The organism is Dielma fastidiosa, assembly GCF_003475485.1.
Classification (GTDB): domain Bacteria; phylum Bacillota_I; class Bacilli_A; order Erysipelotrichales; family Erysipelotrichaceae; genus Dielma; species Dielma fastidiosa.
In genome coordinates this window covers 149,039-168,410 of sequence record NZ_QRQL01000002.1, presented here as the reverse complement: position 1 = coordinate 168,410, position 19,372 = coordinate 149,039, and the positions used below count along the sequence as shown (strand labels likewise).

Sequence of the window (19,372 nt, the reverse complement as noted above, 5' to 3'; positions counted from 1 at the left end):
AAGTTCAGCTTTTTTGTATAATTAATCATATAATATCATAAGGAAGCAGGGGATTTTATGAGAAAAGCAGGAATATTGCTTGCCGTTTCATCATTGCCAAGTAAAACGGGTGTAGGCGATTTTGGACCGGCATGTTATCAATTTATAGATGATTTAAAGGCATGTGGAATGCGGTGCTGGCAGTTTTTGCCGCTGAATCCGCTCGGCTATGGTAATTCGCCCTATCAGCCTTATTCATCATTTGCCATTGACGATCTCTATTTGTCACTTGATTCTTTAAAAGCAGAAGGTCTGATAGCTGGTTTTAAGGAATACAATGCGCAGGCTGATCGTGTTGATTACGCGGCAGTGCGAGCTTTTAAGGAACCGTATATCTATGAGGCATATCAGAACTTTGAGCCGGATGATGGATATCGTGAGTTTATTAAAAATGCGTGGGTGCATAATTACGCGGTATTCAAAGCATTGAAAAAACACAATGATGATAAGCTTTGGATCGATTGGCCAAGCAAGCAGAAAAATTGGATCAAAAATCATGAATTTGATTTAGAACCGTTTAAAGAGGATATCCGTCTGGAGATGTTTGCGCAATACAAGCTGTATCAGCAATGGATGAGCGTTAAGGCTTATGCCAATAAACAGGGGATTCAATGTATCGGTGATATTCCCATTTATGTTGGTCTTGACAGTGAGGATGTGTGGAGTCATCAAGACAGCTTTTTGCTTGATGATGACGGCCGTCCGTTGTTTATTGCCGGAGTACCGCCTGATTATTTTTCCAAGACAGGTCAGCGTTGGGGAAATCCTATCTATGACTGGGACTATCTGAAAGCTCATGATTTTAAATTCTGGGAAAAGCGAATTGCTTATAATCTCAGCTTGTTTGATATTGTGCGTATCGATCATTTCAGGGCTTTTGATACGTATTGGAAAATCCCTGCGGACTGTCCGACCGCTGTTGTTGGCGAATGGATAGAAGCACCAGGCTATGAATTATTTGATCATTTACTGAAAACTCTGCCAAACTTTCATATTATTGCTGAGGATCTGGGCGATTTGCGTAAAGAAGTGCTGATTCTGCGTGACCACTACCATTTTCCTGGCATGAAGGTTATTGAGTTTACCTTTGATCCTTGGCATGAGGATCACAATGCACAAACAAATATGATTGTTTATCCAGGTACCCATGATAATCAGACACTGCGTTCATGGTATGAGGATCAAAACTGGCGCTTTAAGCTGCGCTGCCGCTGGTCACTGAGAAAATATCGGCATGCTTCAATGCTTGATCGGCTGCTTGAATATACATTCTGCGATGCTGCGGACACTGCCATCATTGCGATGCAGGATATTCTAAAACTTGATGATGCGGCACGTATGAATACACCCGGTACCATTGGTTCACCAAACTGGGAATGGAAAATGATTGATTTCTCTGCTTTTGAACAGCGTATTCCCGAGCTGCGAGACATGCTTGAAAAAGGGAATCGCCTATGAAGATAATTGTGAAATACTTTAAGATTCTCTGTGTTTTCACCGCATTTCTAATTGTTTTAAGCGCTTTTAATCAGTATCCGATTAAGCTGCGTACTGATGTGAAACAGGGATTCAGACCTTTTGAAAGCGGCTGGACCTGTGAGATGAATAGCATTGAAAGCTTTCCGTATATGATTGAAGGCAATGCAGATACCTTTTGGATATCCAATGAACTGCCTGACGTAACTGAAAATGATTCACTGATTATCCGTGATTCCTTTAAGGGGCTGCGTGTTTATGTTGATCAGCAGCTGATTTATGAATATATGCCTACCGTTACGGCATTCAATAAAATCCGCGGTGATATATATCTTTATATCCCTTTGCAGACAGCTTACAGCCATCAGAAAGTCAGCTTTGAAATAATTGGTGACACACAAATACCAGGCGGTATTTCAATGATTGCCATAGGTGATGAAGCCGCTCATATGCTGGCACTGCTTCAGGAAAATGCCATTAATATCGTTATTTTATTGATGATGCTGCTGTTTGGCTTAGGCCTTATAGCTGTGGCAGCATATTTGGATTTCAGGAAAAAGACATATGATTACCGTGTCTTTTTGTACCTCGGTGTCTTTGCGCTGATTTCGGCGGTTTGGCTTTGGACGGATTCACCAGCCTACCATGTCAATGAAGCGGATGCCGCCGCGGTTTCACTGCTTTCTTTTATCAGTTTTATGGCAATTCCTTTGCCGATTGTCGCTTTTGTTAATGTGATCTGTGTCAAGCAAAAGCGCCTGCTTCAAGTTTTGATCAATATTCTTTATTTGAATTTACTGATTCAGCCAGTGCTGTATATTTTGAATCTGACTAATTTTATAACACTGCTGCCGCTGACTCACGCGCTGATTGTCGGCTCCGTAGTATGTATGGTCTATGCCTTGATTCAAGAAATTAAAACCAGCAATTCAATGATGGCCAAAGGTATATTAATTGCCTTATCGATTCTGATCGTCTTTTCACTGGTCTCCTTAGTTCAGTTTTATATTAGACCAATCGTCACCGGCCGTACTTCATTCATGTTTGGTTTTATTGCCTTCATTATTTTACTGGTTTATTTTTGTATTAAACGAGTATGGCTGTTATATGAACAAAATACGAAGCTGGCACTTTATCATAAGCTGGCCTATAACGATATCATGACAAATGCGAAGAACCGCACCGCTTTTAATGAAAAGATGGCCCAGCTGATGAATCTGTCAACAGAAGCAATGGCTTTAATGATTTTGGATATCAACAATCTAAAACAGGTAAATGATCAGTATGGTCACCATGAAGGCGATGAGATGATAATTAATACATGTCACTGTATTCTTAATGCCTTTAGTGAAATAGGGGAAGTATACCGTATCGGCGGTGATGAATTTGTGGTTTTAATGCTTAATAAGCCTGAGAACCTTGATATTTATCTCAGCCGTTTAGAAATGGTAATACAACGATTTAACGCTGATCATCAGCATCCAATTTCACTGGCATACGGATGTGCAGTGGGAAGTGATCAGACAGATATTGAAAATCTATTTAAGCAGGCTGATAAGAATATGTATCAGTGCAAATTTAATCAGAAAGCGCATAGCGGTCAGTAAATAATCTAAAAGGGGAGTGTGTGTTCGCACTCCTTTTAATATAGAAAAAGCATCCCATAGGATGCTTAAAGTTTCCAGATATCTTGATTATACTGCGCAATAGTACGATCCGAAGAGAAGAATCCGGCTTTTGCGATATTAACAAGCATTTTCTTTGTCCATTCCTCATGCTTCTCATAATCAGCGAGGCAGCGGTCTTTTTCCGCAATATAGGCATTCAGATCAAGCAGTGTCATAAACCAGTCCTTATTGATCAATTCCTGCTGCAGCTGCCGTAAAATCTTTCTTGAACCGATGCTGCATAATTCTTTCGATACGATAAAGTCTACGCACTGTTTAATATGCGGATCCTGCTTGTAGATTTTCTTACTGATATAATCATGGTTCTGATAGTGAGCGATAACTTGTTCACTGCTTTCACCAAAGGTATAAATATTCTGTTCGCCAACCAGTTCAGCGATTTCCACATTCGCGCCATCCGCTGTGCCTAAGGTAACCGCGCCGTTCAGCATGAATTTCATGTTGCCGGTACCGCTGGCTTCCTTGCTTGCCAGTGAAATCTGTTCAGAAATATCGCAGGCAGGAATCAGTTTTTCAGCCAGTGTCACATTGTAGTTTTCAACCATAACAACCTTGAGATATGGAGCAACATCAGGGTCTTTGGCGATGAATTCAGAAAGACAGAGAATCAGATGAATAATATCCTTGGCAATGATATAGGCAGGCGCTGCCTTAGCACCAAAGATCATCGTAATTGGCCGGGCCGGTAATTTGCCGCCTTTAATTTCAAAATATTTATGAATAATATAAAGCGCGTTCAATTGCTGGCGTTTATATTCATGCAGACGCTTGATTTGAATACAGAAGACAGATTCTGGATCAAGATCAATATTTTGTGTAGATTTAAGCATCTGTGCCAGTTGCTTCTTTTTTAACTGTTTAATGGCGGCCAGCTCATCAAGGCATTGTTTATTATCCTTGAATGCCAGCAATTGTTCCAGCTTAGCGGCATCTTTCTTATAATCACTGCCAATCCATTGATTCAGCCATTGATCCAATTCAGGGTTGCAGGCATAAAGCCAGCGTCTGAAGGTAATACCGTTCGTCTTGTTATTGAACTTCTCAGGATAAATCTGATAGAAAGGCTTTAATTCAGTGTTCTTTAAGATTTCCGTATGAATGGCTGCTACCCCGTTGACTGAATATCCATAATGAATATCAATATGCGCCATATGCACTAAATCAGCTTCATCAATAATAGCAACGCTTGGATCATCATAATTAGCTTTAACTCTTTGATCCAATGCTTCAATGATCGGCATGAGATGCGGAACCGCTTCTTCTAAAAAGCGGCGCGGCCATGTTTCTAAAGCTTCTGCAAGTATCGTATGATTCGTATAGGCACATGTTTTAGAAGTAATCGCAATCGCTTCATCCAAGTCAATTCCCTCAAGCATCAGCAGGCGGATCAATTCCGGAATAACCAGTGTCGGATGAGTATCATTAATCTGAATCGTCACAAATTCGTTGAGTTTATGAAGATCAAGACCTTCCTTCTTGGCATTCATTAAAATATATTGAGCGCCGTTGCTGACCATGAAATACTGCTGATAAATACGCAGCATCCGGCCTGCCTCATCAGAATCATCAGGATAGAGGAAAAGTGTCAGATTGCGTAAGAGATTCCCCTTATCAAAGTCGATGCCGTCATGAACGATGCTTTCATCAGCTTTTTGTATATCAAAAAGATGCAGCTGATTTTTGCCATTATCATAACCGACAACATCAATGTCGTAAAGCTTGGAATCTAAAGAGAAGCCGCCAAAGGGTACAGTGAAAGTAACATCACGTTCACGCAGCCAGCTGTCTTTTTCAATCCATGGATTGATTTCTTCTTTTTGCTGATGATTAACAAATTGTTGCTTAAATAAGCCAAAATGGTAACAGAGACCGATACCGTCACCCGCTAAGCCAAGGGTAGCGATAGAGTCTAAAAAACAAGCGGCAAGCCGTCCCAAACCGCCGTTGCCAAGCGATGGTTCTGGTTCAATTTCCTCGATTTCAGCTAATGAACGGTCATGGCTTTCTAACAATGTCTTTGCTTCATCATAGAGATTCAGATTAATTAAATTATTAGAGAGCAGCTTGCCGATCAAAAATTCAGCGGATATATAATAAAGCTTTTTCTTGCCTTGAATGATTGGCGTGTCAGCTAATCGCTGTTTAAGCACACTCAGTAAGGCATAATAATATTGTTCATTACTGGCTTCTTCAAAGCTGGTAGAAGTCTTTTCAAATAGTTCATTTAATTGTTTTTCAAGTGTCATGTTCAACCCCTCTTACTGCAATCAGTATAACAAGAGCGGCCCTCTTTCGCAAGTAAATTAGGGGATAATCAGCCTTATCTCAATGCATGAGTACGCGTTTATCCCAGATGACACCAGCGGTAAGAATTAAAAGACCGCATAAGCGGAAAAAGGACAGAGATTGTAAAAGCAATAAATCCAGCAGGGCAGAACCAAAGAGCTGTCCGATCAGCAGCAGTGTTGTTGATTGAAACAGATTCATATGCTTGAGTGAGGTCACGTTGATAATCAGTGCCAGCAAACCGCAGACACCGCCCAGATAGAGCCAAAATGGGGCTGACAGAAGGCTTTCGGCATTCACATAAGCCGGATTTAAAAACAGAAAAAGCAGCAAGGAAAGCAGGGAGGCTGTGAGATAATTAATCAGCGACCCGCAGGCTGTCCCCAGATAGGTAGTTGCCTGATAATTGATTGTTTTCGATATGACATTGATACAGCCAAGCAGAAAAGCAAGTATGATATACATAAGGTACCTCCTAATTAATCAGCACAATTACCAGTCCGCAAAGAATCATCAGCAGGCATGGTATCCGTTTCTTATTAAAGCGTAGCTTCGGTAAATGGAAAGCGCCGGTATGATCAATCACTATGGAACAGAAAATCTGCCCGGTAATTGACAGACAGGTTGTTAATGCGGCGCCGATGACACTCACACTGACACTGGTAAAAGCCACCAGCACCAAGCCGAAGATGCCGGCGCTGTACAGATACCAAGGCATTGGATAAAGACGAATCCTTTCCTTTTTAATAAGCAGATAAACAAGCAGCATAACAGCGCCGATACAGTGAACAATCAGACTTGTCCCATAAGTTCCGATATAATTGCTTAACAGACCGTTAAAGCTTTGCATACATGCCAGCAGTAAGCCAGCGATAAATACTAAGAAATAAATCATGGCATAACCTCCACTTTAATGAGTCTAATTTAACATAAGGGACTTGCAACTAACTATGACATATGACATAGTTAAAGAAAGAGGTGTTTTATGATAATTATAAATGATGAGAAATTGAAGCAGCAGCTGATTGAATCTGTGCATCTTGATCAAGCCTTGCCATCAGTTATCTTTGCGCAAATGAAGCTTTGTCAGTTTGATGCCCATGAATATATCTGTGTTGAATTTGAACCCTTAGCAAATCTTTATTTTATGCTTAAGGGAAAATGCATGGTTACTAAGCTGCTCAGCAATGGCAAACGAAATCTAATCAGCTTTTATGAAGGCTTTACTTTGTTTGGGGAGATTGAATTAATTGAAAATACGAAGGCATCATGCAGTGTGGAAGTGCTTGAATCAGCGTTATGCCTGATGATACCTCATGAACCATGCCGTAAAATATTACTCGCGGATATTCAATTCATGAATCGTTTATGCAGCTTTTTCACACAAAAAATGCGGCATAACGATCATAATGCCTCGATCACTCAGCACTGTACCACCGAGGAAAAGCTGGCCAGTTATATTATTTCTACGCAAAGAAATCATCAATTCAGAGAAAATCATACTCAGCTGGCAGAATATCTTGGCTGCAGTCACCGTCAGCTGCTGCGCGCGCTGAAGCAATTTTGTTTGCGGGGCTGGCTGAAAAAAACAGAAACTGGTTATCAGCTGATCTGCTTAGATGAATTAAAAGCGGCGGCGAATGATATTTATATGCTGGATAATGAGATGGCTAGAATATTTATAGGACAATGAAGCAAAAACGGCGCTCAGTGATGAGCGTTTTATTATGTGCGATATTCATCCTTTGATTAATGAATCATTATATTCAAAATATTCATCATAATTTGAATATTAATCGGCTGAAATCGGCATAAAAAGCATATTATAATTCAAATAATTCTATTTATTCAAAAATAAATAATAAAAAATGAATAAAATGGTTGACGTAACCATAAAACACGTTATAATGAAATTGTAAGTGATAACGCTTTCACAAAAGGAGGGCTGAGGACAAAGCGTTATGCCAGCAATCTATATTAGATAAAGAAAGGGGTTAATTTATGATAACTCATTATCGTGTTGACATGCGAGTGGTACATGGACAAACGACTACGATTTTAAAAAAATCTTTCCCATTGAATCGAATTATTGTAATCGATGATGAAATTGCGAAGGATAAATACATGGTCAGTCTTTATTCAAGTACCGTATCCAGTGATATTAAGGTGCATATTCTGGATCTTCAAAAGGGCTTTGACAATCTGAAGAAAGCTGAAGATTCACAGCTTAATTATTTCGTTATTTTTAAAACACCAATTACCGTTAAACGGCTGTTGGAAAAGGGGTATGTGTTTAAGGGACCGATTACGATCGGTCAGCAGTTTATCAGAGATAACGCGCCAAAGTATTTGAATTCTGTAGGCAGTACGGAAGAAGAATGGGCAGCGATTCAATATGCTCATGATGCTGGTGCAGAAATAATTTTTGATCCTAGCTGTAAGTTTGAAAATATTTCATTTGATGAAGCCAAAAAGAAGTACGAAAGCGTACATCAGGGCTAGAAAGGGAGTTCAATCATGTTTGTCATTCAATGTATCCTTATCGGTATATTAACTACGTTTGCTTCATCCGGGTCGGCACCAATTGGCGGCTATCCGCTCAAATATTTATTCCAGCGTCCGTTTATCGGCGGTCTGTTATGCGGTATTATCCTTGGTGATATTCAAAAGGGTGTTATTATCGGCTGTGCTATGCAGCTCGTTTATATCGGTTATTTCCAGGTCGGCGGTGTTGGTTCAATGGATATGGGTATTATCTCTTTCCCATGTGTAGCCATTGCTATTGCTTCAAATATTGATACGACAGCAGCTATCGCACTGGCAACTGGTCTGGCAACGGTTTTCACATCGATTGATTCAGTGGTACGGCTTGTCTGTGTACAGTTTGGTGAAATGATGAAAAATGCGGCTGCGGAAGGTAACTGGAAGAAGTTTACATGGGGTTATGTAGGTCTGCCGACTATTTTCTATCTGTTGGAACGCGGCGTGCCAAGCTTTTTATTAGTTTACTTCGGTACGGCTGCCGTTGATGCTTTATTAGCATTCATGCCGGCATCTTTAATGACTGCCTTCGCGGCTGTCGCAACCGTCCTGCCTGCCATTGGTATGGCGGCTTTGATGGGCTATCTGGTAGAAGATATCTGGGGTATTGTTTTCTTCCTGTTTGGCTTTGCCTGCTATGTATATTTAGGTTTAAGCACAACGGCCATCATTTTCCCGGCCATTGTTGTGGCTTACTTATATTATCGAACGATGAATAAGGGCGCTAAGCCATCAGAAATCGATGAAAGCGAGGAAATCATATAATGGCAACAATCAGAAAAGAAGCGCTCAGTAAGAAAGAGCAGAATCAATTATATACACGTTATTTATTATATGGCTGCCCAGGTGTTGATGCGGTATACCTGCAAGGTAAGAGCTGGCCTTGGTGGCTGCTGCCGTTCTATAAAAAGTTTTATGATCAAGAGGGAATTACCGAGAATATCATGCGTCATTTCACATGGTACAACACTGAGCCAATTGCCGGATCACTGATCTTTGGTATCGTATTGGGTCTTGAAGAAGAAAAAGCAATCACCGGGGATGTCGATCCTGAAATGATTACCGCCATTAAATCTGGTTTGATGGGGCCGGTTGCCGGTATTGGTGATTCATTGATTCAGGCGACGTTAATTCCGATTCTGATTACTTTGACGATTGCCATCAGCGGTGAAAGCGGCAGTCCATTGGGACCTATTTTCTATACCGTTGCGTTGCTGGCGATTATTCTGGTATTTGGTAAAGTGCTTTTCAATAATGGTTATCGATTAGGAAAAAAATCACTGGAATTCTTCGGCAATGCCGGTATCAGTGATATTACAAAGGCAGTCGGTGTATTTGGTTTAATTGTTGTTGGCTGTCTGTCAGCATCAAGAGTTAAATTCGCGCTGAAGCTGGCATTTGAAAATAATGGTGAACAAGTATTATTCTCTGATATGCTGAATCAGATATTCCCTAATTTGTTAAGTCTTTTGTTGATCCTGCTGTTCTATTATCTGCTTAAAATAAAGAAAGTTAAAATGCAGACACTTTTCTATGTGGTCATGGCAGCGGTGATTGCCCTTTCATTGCTGGGTATTGTCTAAGCTTGATTCGAGGGTGAGGAAATGAAAAAAATCTATCACGTCGAGCCTGTGCTGGAATCCTTTGTCTGGGCAGGTGATAAAATTACTGAATATTATGGCTATCAGACGAAGATGACAAAGGTGGGGCAGGCATATCATGTCATTGCCCTGCCTGATCATCTTGACAATATAATCAGTGAAACCAAGGAGCATTTGTCCGAGTTCTTTGAGCGTCACCCTGAACTGTTTGACTGCCAATACCCTATTTTCCCAATCCGTATGGCTACCTCATGCGGACAGGGACTGATGTCTTATCATCTGCATCCCAATGATGAATATGCGTGGCAGCATGAACATTGCCGCGGTAAGGTATCCGGTGGGGTTGCTATTTTAGATAAGCCAAATGAAACGGTTTATAAACGCATGGGGCATACCGCTAAAACAATTGAGGAATTTAAAGAGCTGTTTGAAAAGCGGGATTTTGATAATTTGCTTCAGCGTGTAGAAGTGAAACCAAATCAGTTTTTAAATACACCGGCTGGGGTAATTCACAGCGGCGGCGGTTCTGAAACGATGAGTGTGGTATTCTCAACCAATTCAGACATCACTTACCGCATGTATGATTATGAACGTGATGATCCCAAAAGACCCTTGCATCTGAAACAAGCTTTTGAATGCTTGAATATGCCGGAAACAGATTTAAAACCGCATGATATCATTGATGAAAAACAGCCGGGTATGATCATTCATCATTATTATTCCAAGCCCAATGAATATACTGCCAAAGGCTTTAGCGTCAACGGTGAAGGGACTTATGAATGTGATCAATTCCTTTTCATCCTTTGTGTTAAAGGACAGGGTATGATTCATGATACAGCCATTCACAAAGGGGAAACCTTATTTATTCCTGCTCATTTCGGACCTTTTGTATTAAAAGGAGAAATGGAATGTATGAGTATTTCTTATATTGAGGAATAATATGGAACCAATCAATACCGTATTGGGATCACTTGCGTTAAAGGATTTAGGTTTTACTTTAATGCATGAGCATTTATTGCTGAGTGATTGGAATCTGAGAATGGCTGATCCACAATTTTTTGATCAAGAGCAGGCGATGCAGATGATTGAGGAAGTAATCGCTGATGCCAAGGCGCATGGCGTGAAAACGCTGGTTGATGTTACACCGATCAATTATGGCCGTGATGTCTTGCTGATGCAGGCCATCGCTAAACGCACCGGCATGCAGATCATTGCGGCAACCGGTGTGCTGGGCTGTGAAGATGTCTGGCTTAGAGATATGCCTGAAGAACTTTTAGTAAAGCTGTTTGTTCGTGAATTGAGTGAGGGTTGTCAGGGCAGTGACATCAAGTGCGGTGTTATTAAATGCGGAACTACTGAACTAGGCTTTACCCCAAACACAATCAAGGTCTTGCGGGCTGCCGGCAAAGCGCAGCGGCTTACCGGTGCTCCCATCATAACTCACTGCCGGCCGGCCAATACGCGTCAGGGTCTATTTCAGCTGGATCTGTTTGAAGAACAGGGGGCAGATTTAAGTAAAGTAGTCATCGGTCATTTCCGCAAGGGTGATCCGCTTGATTACGCGTTTAATGTTATGCAGCGCGGCGCCTATATCGCTGTCGATCAGATGAATTTTAACGCTCATCAGTTAGCGCATAATTTAAAGGTGATTAAAACGATCTGCCAGCACGGCTGGGCTAAGCGGCTCATTCTCTCCCATGATGCCGTCATCTGTTTCAATTCAGCGCGCTTTGCGGAGTATGATCATAAATCATACGTTAATTATGCACCGGATTCTTTAAGCTATTTGATCAGAGAGGTGATTCCTCTCTTGCGTGAAGAGGGGCTTACGGAAGCGGAGCTTCATCAGATTTTTATTGAGAATCCAAAACATATTTTTGAATCATCAGGCATTTAAGCGCTCCCTAAATGCCTGTTTCCCTAACAGAAAAGAGGATGACTATGGATAAAAAAGGATGCGTGCTGATTATCGGTGCTGGCCGCAGCGGCCGTGGGATGCTTGGTGAATTGTTTGACCGCGATGGCTGGCAGCTGATTTTTGCGGATAATGACACACAGTTAGTTGAAGGATTGCGGAAACAGAACTATTACACGGTACAGATGACTGACCTGTCAACCAATGAAAATCAGGAACGGCGAATCGAAAATTTTAAGGTACTGGATACGGTCAACGATTATGAGGAATATATCGATGCGATAATTAACGCTGATTATGTAGCGACCGCCTTAAAACCCGATGCCTTTGAACAAGTTGCCAAGGATCTGGCGGCAGCCGTGGCAAGGCTTGCGGATTTAAAACTGAATAAAAAGGTGATAGTTACGCTGGGAGCCAATTATGTCGGTTTGTATCAAACCTTTGATACGCTGATCCGCAAGGCATTAAATACTGAATTAATTCCAGCTTATGAGGCATCCATGTGTTTGATTATGTCTATCGTAAACCGTAAGAATCTACTGCCGGACACAGCTCATAAAACAGAAGATCAATATCGAATCATCGGCGATAATAAGCCGGTACTGCGTGTGGAGGATCTGCCTGTACTGAGGGAAAAAGCAGAACTGCCTACGTTCTTTCGATTAGAAAAGAATCTTGATCTGGCGATGGTCTATAAGATTTGGACTGGTAACTTGGTACAATGTTCAATGGCCTTTGTAGCCTTAAAAGACGGCATTGAATATACCAATGAAGCGGCACATCATCCCAAGGCATCACTTTATGCCTATTATGCCGCAGTAGAGGGATATAACGGTGTAGCTGCCGAGTACCATTTACCGCCGCGCAGTGATGAAGAAGCAAAGAAAACGGTCACGATTTTCAGAAATGAAGAATTTCAGGACAGCCTGCACCGCATCGCGCGTGAACCGATTCGTAAATTTGGCCGCAATGACCGCTTCTTAGGACCTGCCTTCTGCTGCATCAAGCATGGTATTGTGCCTTATTATATAACTAAATGTCTCGCTTATGGATTTTTCTATTATAATGAACATGATCCACAGAGTGTTGAATTACGCAGGCGGATTGAAAATGAGGGCATTGAACAGGTGATTCAGTCATGCTGCTCCCTGCATTTAGAGGCAGAATATGACGCAATTATTTATCAATTGATTCTCAATGCATATTATGAAATATTGGGTAAAAATCCCTTAGATGAATAGGAGCTATTATGGATAAGAAAAAAGTAATCTTAATTTCACATGGCAATCTGTCAGCGGGTATGATGAATTCAGTTGGTATGATTATCGGTGAAACAAAGGATTTAAGCTGTTATGGCCTGCAGCCGGGTGAAATGCCTGAAACGATTGCTGGTGCTATTGAGGCTAAGATTGATGCACAACCTGATACACAATTTATTATTTTGGCGGATTTATTAGGCGGCAGTGTGTCCAATGCGGTTAGCCGTCTGAGTCTGCGTGAGAATGTGCATTTAGTAAATGGTATGAATATGGGACTGGTGATTGGTATTTTGCTGCATCAGGGCATTTTGTCACAGAGTGAATTGGATCAGTTGATTGACGAGGCTAAAAGCGGCATGATGGAGACCCATTTATGCTTTGATGAAAGTGATGATGAAATCATTTAGTTTACAATACTTTGCTTATTATGCTACACTAACCTTGATAAAAGCTTGATTTATAGGGAATGGAGGCAATTGCGATGTCCTCGTATACAAACAAATTAAAAATGGTTTTTGACGGTCTGACCTTCTCAGAGGAGAAGCTTTCAAACTACATTCAGGAACATCGGGAAGAAATCAGAAATCTTACCTCACAGGAGTTGGCTGATGCGGTAGGTGTCGGCCAGTCAACCGTGATTCGTTTTTCACAGAAGCTTGGTTACGGCAATTATAAAAAAATGATCGCCGATATCAGTATGGATAACCCAGATGCCTATGTAGATCTTGAAATTGATGATCAGGAAAGTACCGTTGAAACAATGGAAAAGCTGCGGGAACAGTATAATCTGATTCTCGACATGACCTTTGATATGAATAAGAGTGATGATGTTGATCTGGCGGTGGATTTCCTTTATAATGCACGTAAGATTATCATCGCCGGTTTCTCTGTCCGCAATAATTGTTTCGCTGATTACTTTGCGCACCGGCTGAGTTATATTGGTTTGGATGCCTATCATCATGACCATACAACAATGATCTATTCAGCATTGAATCAGTGTAATGATCAGGATGTCATCATCGTATTGTCAGAATCCGGGGAAACCAGGGATATGGTAAACTTTGCGAAGCTGGCTAAAAAGCGGGGTATGAAGGTAATATCAATTACTAAAGTATCTGAAAATACAATTAAGGCACTCTCTGATATTAATTTCAAATTAGTAGAGTACGGCAATCGCACTTTCCTAAGAACTAATTTGATCCGTTCTTCCTTGCTGGCAGTTTTTGATATGATTTATCTGAATCTATTGAAGAAGGATTTTGAGCGTTTTGAAATGCATTCTACAATGATGAAGATCCAGACAAAATTAAACTATAAGGCATAGGGTATCGGTTAAAAGCTGACTGCATATTGCCAACATTCTTAATGAATTTATTAAATGATTAGGAAGCTGAGTCACAATGATTCGGCTTCTTTTGTTTATGGTTATTCAAAATATTAAATCTTCATAATATTATCGGCAGCAACGATCTTTATGTGGACATTCAATCAAATAAAAAATAAAATGATAGTAAAGGGGGCATCACAATGAGAAAAGCAAAATTAATCTTACTTGTGTTGATTTTATTTGGCTGTACCAAACAAAGTGAGCCAGAGCAGCCTGATGTAATCAAACCGGAAATATCCACCATGTTTATCAAAAATGGGTGTTCTAAACGTTTTGGTGATACGTATGCAATCCGCAATCGAATCGATAATCTGCGCGTTAATGAACTTGTCAGCCTGCGCTTTATTCTTAATGATGAACAAAATGAAACAGCGATGGAGTATTCGATTAGTGATCAATCCATTCTTAATGAGTTTAAACAGCTGCTGGATACAATTAAGGTTGATGTGAATAAAGATCATATTGAAACCCTTCCTGATGGACAGCTTTTTGCCTTTGAGGTTACCGTGAAGGATAAAGAGCCTATTGTATTTAAAGGGAATGATTATGGCTTTTGTCTTACGAAGAACGCATGCGCACTCACTGAAGAAAAGATGGTTTTGCTTGATTTCTTTAAAAAGCATACCGATTCCGGGTTGCCGGTTTTACCCATCGATTTAGATGAAATTACGGTTGATATGGGCACATGGGCAGAAACACCAGCCGCTGAATTTGAAGATACTTATCAGGAAGAATACACTTTTGGAAATGAGGAATATCTTTCACCAACAGTTTACAATACATGGTACTTTGAGAATGATCCATGGCTGCAGGCACTAAAAATGGCATTCTACATTAATGATGAATTTACAGATTATCATGATATTCAAGATTGGAATAAGGTTGTGGCAGGCTTAGCGATGCAGCAGATTCAGAATGGTTATCGGCGTAATAATTATGGGTCTGATATGAATTCTTATTATGGACCACAGGGGGATAGTGTTACCATTAACATGGATGAAGATGTACTGCCTGTTCATTCCCTTCAGCCGGATCGCTTTGTGACTTATTCAATGATAGAAAAGGCAGGCAAAGTTTTATTCGGTCAGGACTTTACAATGCCGGTTATTACTGAAAAACATCTTGCTGATTATCCGATGTTTACCGTCAATCACAGTCCGCAATTAAAGCTCTGTGATATTCATACACCTTATGAGTATTTTTTCGCAACTTTGGAAACCGGCTGGATATTTGAAGAAGCGGTCAATGGTAATCAGCGTACTTATGATTTATTGATTTATACAGGCAGTATAAAGTCACCTGATGATGGTAAAAATTCTCATTCCTTTAATGAACTATTTTATGTTTATAAAAATGATTTAGGTGAAGCTTATGATAACGTTATAGGGAATGAAGAACATTTTAAACAAGTCAGAATTGTATTAGAGGAAACTGATGAGGGTATCCGCATTAATTCATTTAAATATTTAAACAAGTTGGCAGCGCCTGAAGAAGAGCCGGCAACGGATAGTGATGCTGCGAGCGAAGAGGATTCATCGCCAGCTGCTGATACAGATCTTGATTTAGAATCTGAATCTTCGACAATGAGTGATGCTTCAACTAATACAGATGTCAGTACGCCTGCGGATATCGGCGAGGAGGGTGCAGAATGAAAAAGTTATGTCTTTGTATCCTATTAGTTATCGGGGGCTGTAAGGCAGAACCAAAGCTGGAAGAACCTGCGATTACCTATGATTATGATCATTCAACCCCTGATGAAATATTTGATTTCTATCAGACCTTAGCGTTGAGTGAAGTGGTTGCGGATGTGATGAATAGTGATGGTATTGTCGAATATAGACTCAACGATTCTGAGCATTTAAATATGGTTATGACAACTTTACAAGGGATGGATACTGGTTATTTTTATCAACGGCCGGAAGATTGTTTGTATATTATTTATCAGCTGACGGATAAGAATGGTGAAACATATATCATGGAAAGCTATATAGATGTTTCTGATGACGATGCTGTTTATTATAGTGTTAATGAGTACAACCTAGCCTTTAAGGTTGAGGAAGATACCCTTTATAATTATGTAATAGAAAATGCTGATGAAATTATTGATACAGGTTATAAGCTAACTAGCATGGAAGAATGGCATGGCAGAAGAGGTTTGATTGATGGCCCGATCGAAGAAGGATTAGTGAAATATGCGGATGCTGATCATTGGCTGAGCGAGGCTGAGTTATTAAAAAATACCCAGCAATATGATGAAATTTATACGGATGCTGAATTCCTTGAAAATGATTATTTCGCAGTTGCGGAAAAAAATGGCATTGTATGTTGTCTGCGGTTTAAATCGAATTCATTAGGCAATACCCAGCTGCTGCCGCAAATGTATAGAAAAAAAGATCGGCATCAATCTTTGCGGGGCTTGGAAGTTTTATCCTTTATGCTTTATCATATGGATGAAGCCGAACTAGTTGAAGTAAATAAAAATGAAATGACGAGCAAGGTAATCAAAGAAGCTAATTCTAACTATGTAAAAACATCACCGATTACAGTGGATCAGTTTATTGAAGTACATGATGATCGGGCGTATCATTTGGCATTAGATGCAGAGCATGCTGCCGCTAAATTGTTTAATGAGGTTATGTTTTTTAAATTTAATTGGACAGAGGTACACCGCGATTATCAGCTCAGAGAAAATAATCAATTGATTTCACTAGTGTTTCCATTTGCGGACAGTAAACCAAAACAGTTTATCTTTGTAAAGGAAACGGGCCTTACCTTGTCTGATAATGATATTAATGCTGTGGCATTTAACGGCGATCCCAACCAAACCATCAGACAATATATGGCACAGAAAAATATTGGTGTTTGTATTGGTGTCTATGAGGAAATGATGAATGAGGGTGACTGCTATGTGGAAATGGAATGGAGTATTGATTCACATATACAACCTGAATACAGGGTCACAACCACGCACTACACAATTAATGATCAAGGACAGCTAGTCTTGCCAATCCTGATTAAAAATCAAGGTGTGTTTGATCGCTATGATGAATTTGTGGTAGATTATTAAATTTCTTTTAAAATGAAAAGAGGCAGCTTATGGAAAAAAGTACAGAACGCAGACATGAGGAAATCAGAAAATATTTGCTGGCTTATGAGCGGGCAAGTGTGAATGAAATTGCCAGAGTATTAGATGTGACACCGGAAACGATTCGCAAAGATTTCAGCTTTTTGGAGAATAAAGGTTTTCTCTTTCGAACCCATGGCGGAGCCGTACTCAGAAATTCTAATGTCGATATTCCGCTGAATATCAGAACCCAGGAGAAAATGGATATTAAACGATTGATCTGTTCCAAGGTGATCAATTATATAGATAATGATAATGTTGTCTTTATTGATCCAAGCTCTACCGCATTGCCATTGGGAAGGCTGATCTGCCTGAAGAAAAACCTGCTGCTGATCACGAACTGTTTCGATATGGTTAGCATTGCTGCTGAAAGCAAGCATGAAATCATCATGCTGGGCGGTTCCTATTCAAAAACAGGAAAACGAACTCAGGGTCATTTTGTAACGGATATGATCAGTAAATTCTCCTTTGATGTAGCTATTTTCGGCTTAGATGGCAGCGAGGGACTTGATGGGCCGGGAACCCAAACTGAGGATGCAGTGTTTACCAACATGGCGGTGATGAAGCGCAGCAAGCGTAATATTTTGATAATGGATTCCAGTAAATTTACAAGACCGGCTAGATTTCAGTATGCGCAATTTTCCGATTTTGATTTACTGGTTACGGATAAGGTGCCTGATCAGCTTAAAGGCAAGATCAATACTACGGTGATTGAAGTTGGCAGTGAGTAGATAAGAGTAGGATAGGATGTACAGCGAATGTACATTCTTTTTTTATGTTTTCGTTTTGGCAGCATCAGGCTGAAAGCTGGTTATCATTTATCAGTAATGGTGTTAATATTAACCATATTAATGTTCTGATAATATTTTTGAAACAAAACAAACAAAAGGATAAAACTGATTGAAATAGGATAAAAATGTTTTGAACTATCGATTTATAGGAGAAGTATTGCTTTAATAGTTTTGAAATGATATTACTAAGGCAGGAGGAAGTAAAGCGCTTACAGATGGGTGCTTAAAATAAGCTCATGAAACAAAAAATGCAAAGCCGTTTAACCAATATCGGACGTAATCTTTATAAGGATAATGCAGGTAAGGTTTATATCTATGATAAGCGTAAAAATCTGGCTTACACATTGGATAAAAATAATCAGCTTAAATTCCAGCTGGTTCGCTGCCGTTTCATTATTCCGATTACCGTTGGTTTTCTGATTTATTATTATTTGCCGAATTATCCATTGTCTGTCAGCATTGGGCTTATCTGCTTTGTGCTGCTGCAGTTTTATTATCATCAGCGTTTCCTGCCGGAACTGCCGATGACCAATCGGTTTGAATTGCCGGCAAAGGAATCAATGATGTGCAGGCTCAGCAACAATGATTCACCAGTGCTCATGAAGAGAATCATTGGTGCGATTCTTATTGGCTCTTTGTTCATTTGGAATTTATTTGAGATGCAAATCAGCATTGATGATTTCCGTATGATCACTGATTGGAACCGCACATTAATGCTTCTGCTTTCACTAGCAATGATTTTGGTTACCTTTACTTCATCAGTAATGGTTGGAATCATTTTGGTTCAAAAAAACAGAAAGGGAAATAACAAATGACACATTTAATACTGGCAACGCATGGAACGCTCGCCGAAAGCTATAAGCAGACTATCGCAATGATCGCCGGACACAGTGCCGCGGAAAGTCTTGAAACATTATGTATGAGCGCGGAGAAGTCGATGGCGGAGTTTGTCGAGGAGGCCAAAGCGGTATTGGCAAAAGATCCTGACGGCGATTATCTGATTCTGGCGGATATGTACGGTGCGAGTCCATGCAATTCAAGTATTCTGGCATTCAGGGAAGCGCATTATCGGGTTGTGACAGGTTTGAATTTAGGGATGGTTTTAGAGTTATTGCTTACCATGGAGAACGCTTCGTTGGAAGAACTAAGCAAGAAAGCAGCGGAAATCGGGAAAAACGGGATACAGGAGGTATATATTCCAAACTGCTAGTTTAGTTAGTCAAATGAAGTTCTTATAGAATAGGTGTTATGAAAGGAGAGGAATA

General features: G+C 40.2%; 19 protein-coding genes. 16 read left to right on the top strand and 3 right to left on the bottom strand.

All coding sequences use genetic code 11. The features are described from left to right. Nucleotides 1–57 precede the first annotated feature (57 nt). Nucleotides 58–1,497 carry a 4-alpha-glucanotransferase gene (malQ, locus tag DWZ33_RS05445; RefSeq protein WP_118454078.1) on the top strand — a complete coding sequence of 480 codons (1,440 nt, stop codon included), beginning with the start codon at nt 58–60 and terminating at the stop codon, nt 1,495–1,497. After that, nucleotides 1,494–3,122, top strand: a complete 1,629-nt coding sequence (locus DWZ33_RS05440; RefSeq protein ID WP_118454077.1) for a GGDEF domain-containing protein — start codon at nt 1,494–1,496, stop codon at nt 3,120–3,122. The genes malQ and DWZ33_RS05440 overlap by 4 nt, the downstream gene beginning before the upstream one ends. 65 nt (nt 3,123–3,187) lie before the next feature. On the opposite strand, the gene DWZ33_RS05435 is transcribed toward DWZ33_RS05440, so the two are convergent. From DWZ33_RS05435 to DWZ33_RS05425, 3 genes are all read right to left on the bottom strand, one after another. Then, the gene (locus DWZ33_RS05435) at nt 3,188–5,449 is read right to left on the bottom strand and encodes a glycogen/starch/alpha-glucan phosphorylase (RefSeq protein ID WP_118454076.1); all 2,262 of its coding nucleotides are present in this window, start codon (nt 5,447–5,449) and stop codon (nt 3,188–3,190) included. Between the two features lie 79 nt (nt 5,450–5,528). After that, entirely contained in the window at nt 5,529–5,954 is a 426-nt protein-coding gene (locus tag DWZ33_RS05430; RefSeq protein ID WP_118454075.1) for a DMT family transporter, read from the bottom strand. 10 nt (nt 5,955–5,964) lie between these two features. Then, nucleotides 5,965–6,384 carry a DMT family transporter gene (locus tag DWZ33_RS05425; RefSeq protein WP_118454074.1) on the bottom strand — a complete coding sequence of 140 codons (420 nt, stop codon included), beginning with the start codon at nt 6,382–6,384 and terminating at the stop codon, nt 5,965–5,967. Between the two features lie 90 nt (nt 6,385–6,474). On the opposite strand from DWZ33_RS05425, the gene DWZ33_RS05420 reads away from it, so the two are divergent. The 14 genes from DWZ33_RS05420 (at nt 6,475) to DWZ33_RS05355 (ending at nt 19,317) form a co-directional block, all read left to right on the top strand. Continuing rightward, the gene (locus DWZ33_RS05420) at nt 6,475–7,182 is read left to right on the top strand and encodes a cyclic nucleotide-binding domain-containing protein (protein ID WP_118454073.1); all 708 of its coding nucleotides are present in this window, start codon (nt 6,475–6,477) and stop codon (nt 7,180–7,182) included. Between the two features lie 308 nt (nt 7,183–7,490). Then, nucleotides 7,491–7,991 carry a PTS sugar transporter subunit IIB gene (locus DWZ33_RS05415; protein WP_022937062.1) on the top strand — a complete coding sequence of 167 codons (501 nt, stop codon included), beginning with the start codon at nt 7,491–7,493 and terminating at the stop codon, nt 7,989–7,991. A 15-nt stretch (nt 7,992–8,006) separates the two neighbouring features. Then, nucleotides 8,007–8,795, top strand: a complete 789-nt coding sequence (locus DWZ33_RS05410; protein ID WP_022937061.1) for a PTS sugar transporter subunit IIC — start codon at nt 8,007–8,009, stop codon at nt 8,793–8,795. Then, nucleotides 8,795–9,613, top strand: a complete 819-nt coding sequence (locus DWZ33_RS05405) for a PTS system mannose/fructose/sorbose family transporter subunit IID (protein ID WP_022937060.1) — start codon at nt 8,795–8,797, stop codon at nt 9,611–9,613. Before DWZ33_RS05410 ends, DWZ33_RS05405 begins: the two co-directional genes overlap by 1 nt. Before the next feature lie 21 nt (nt 9,614–9,634). Next, entirely contained in the window at nt 9,635–10,570 is a 936-nt protein-coding gene (locus tag DWZ33_RS05400) for a class I mannose-6-phosphate isomerase (RefSeq protein ID WP_118454072.1), read from the top strand. A gap of 1 nt (nt 10,571) precedes the next feature. Further along, a complete protein-coding gene (locus tag DWZ33_RS05395) occupies nt 10,572–11,528 on the top strand; it encodes a phosphotriesterase family protein (protein ID WP_118454071.1) in 957 nt (318 codons plus the stop codon). 44 nt (nt 11,529–11,572) lie between these two features. Next, a complete protein-coding gene (locus DWZ33_RS05390; protein ID WP_182425536.1) occupies nt 11,573–12,787 on the top strand; it encodes a mannitol dehydrogenase family protein in 1,215 nt (404 codons plus the stop codon). 8 nt (nt 12,788–12,795) lie between these two features. After that, complete coding sequence (locus tag DWZ33_RS05385; protein ID WP_118454069.1) at nt 12,796–13,212, top strand: PTS sugar transporter subunit IIA; 417 nt, start codon at nt 12,796–12,798, stop codon at nt 13,210–13,212. A 74-nt stretch (nt 13,213–13,286) separates the two neighbouring features. Beyond that, nucleotides 13,287–14,129, top strand: coding sequence for a MurR/RpiR family transcriptional regulator (locus DWZ33_RS05380; protein WP_022937055.1), 843 nt, complete (start codon nt 13,287–13,289; stop codon nt 14,127–14,129). A gap of 203 nt (nt 14,130–14,332) precedes the next feature. After that, nucleotides 14,333–15,844: a hypothetical protein gene (locus DWZ33_RS05375; RefSeq protein ID WP_118454068.1), complete on the top strand. Its 1,512-nt coding sequence runs from the start codon at nt 14,333–14,335 to the stop codon at nt 15,842–15,844. Further along, nucleotides 15,841–17,259, top strand: coding sequence for a hypothetical protein (locus DWZ33_RS05370; protein WP_118454067.1), 1,419 nt, complete (start codon nt 15,841–15,843; stop codon nt 17,257–17,259). Before DWZ33_RS05375 ends, DWZ33_RS05370 begins: the two co-directional genes overlap by 4 nt. Before the next feature lie 29 nt (nt 17,260–17,288). Further along, the gene (locus DWZ33_RS05365; RefSeq protein ID WP_022937051.1) at nt 17,289–18,047 is read left to right on the top strand and encodes a DeoR/GlpR family DNA-binding transcription regulator; all 759 of its coding nucleotides are present in this window, start codon (nt 17,289–17,291) and stop codon (nt 18,045–18,047) included. A 296-nt stretch (nt 18,048–18,343) separates the two neighbouring features. Then, a complete protein-coding gene (locus tag DWZ33_RS05360; protein ID WP_118454066.1) occupies nt 18,344–18,922 on the top strand; it encodes a hypothetical protein in 579 nt (192 codons plus the stop codon). After that, the gene (locus DWZ33_RS05355; protein ID WP_118454065.1) at nt 18,919–19,317 is read left to right on the top strand and encodes a PTS sugar transporter subunit IIA; all 399 of its coding nucleotides are present in this window, start codon (nt 18,919–18,921) and stop codon (nt 19,315–19,317) included. Before DWZ33_RS05360 ends, DWZ33_RS05355 begins: the two co-directional genes overlap by 4 nt. Nucleotides 19,318–19,372: the final 55 nt, after the last annotated feature.

Coding starts and splice junctions, on each gene's coding strand:
- DWZ33_RS05420 (WP_118454073.1), top strand. CDS start 6,475: ATGATAATTATAAATGATGAGAAATTGAAGCAGCAGCTGATTGAATCT.
- DWZ33_RS05415 (WP_022937062.1), top strand. CDS start 7,491: ATGATAACTCATTATCGTGTTGACATGCGAGTGGTACATGGACAAACG.
- DWZ33_RS05425 (WP_118454074.1), bottom strand. CDS start 6,384: ATGATTTATTTCTTAGTATTTATCGCTGGCTTACTGCTGGCATGTATG.
- DWZ33_RS05440 (WP_118454077.1), top strand. CDS start 1,494: ATGAAGATAATTGTGAAATACTTTAAGATTCTCTGTGTTTTCACCGCA.
- DWZ33_RS05365 (WP_022937051.1), top strand. CDS start 17,289: ATGGAAAAAAGTACAGAACGCAGACATGAGGAAATCAGAAAATATTTG.
- DWZ33_RS05400 (WP_118454072.1), top strand. CDS start 9,635: ATGAAAAAAATCTATCACGTCGAGCCTGTGCTGGAATCCTTTGTCTGG.
- DWZ33_RS05435 (WP_118454076.1), bottom strand. CDS start 5,449: ATGACACTTGAAAAACAATTAAATGAACTATTTGAAAAGACTTCTACC.
- DWZ33_RS05395 (WP_118454071.1), top strand. CDS start 10,572: ATGGAACCAATCAATACCGTATTGGGATCACTTGCGTTAAAGGATTTA.
- DWZ33_RS05430 (WP_118454075.1), bottom strand. CDS start 5,954: ATGTATATCATACTTGCTTTTCTGCTTGGCTGTATCAATGTCATATCG.
- DWZ33_RS05360 (WP_118454066.1), top strand. CDS start 18,344: ATGAAACAAAAAATGCAAAGCCGTTTAACCAATATCGGACGTAATCTT.
- DWZ33_RS05370 (WP_118454067.1), top strand. CDS start 15,841: ATGAAAAAGTTATGTCTTTGTATCCTATTAGTTATCGGGGGCTGTAAG.
- malQ (WP_118454078.1), top strand. CDS start 58: ATGAGAAAAGCAGGAATATTGCTTGCCGTTTCATCATTGCCAAGTAAA.
- DWZ33_RS05355 (WP_118454065.1), top strand. CDS start 18,919: ATGACACATTTAATACTGGCAACGCATGGAACGCTCGCCGAAAGCTAT.
- DWZ33_RS05380 (WP_022937055.1), top strand. CDS start 13,287: ATGTCCTCGTATACAAACAAATTAAAAATGGTTTTTGACGGTCTGACC.
- DWZ33_RS05410 (WP_022937061.1), top strand. CDS start 8,007: ATGTTTGTCATTCAATGTATCCTTATCGGTATATTAACTACGTTTGCT.
- DWZ33_RS05375 (WP_118454068.1), top strand. CDS start 14,333: ATGAGAAAAGCAAAATTAATCTTACTTGTGTTGATTTTATTTGGCTGT.
- DWZ33_RS05390 (WP_182425536.1), top strand. CDS start 11,573: ATGGATAAAAAAGGATGCGTGCTGATTATCGGTGCTGGCCGCAGCGGC.
- DWZ33_RS05405 (WP_022937060.1), top strand. CDS start 8,795: ATGGCAACAATCAGAAAAGAAGCGCTCAGTAAGAAAGAGCAGAATCAA.
- DWZ33_RS05385 (WP_118454069.1), top strand. CDS start 12,796: ATGGATAAGAAAAAAGTAATCTTAATTTCACATGGCAATCTGTCAGCG.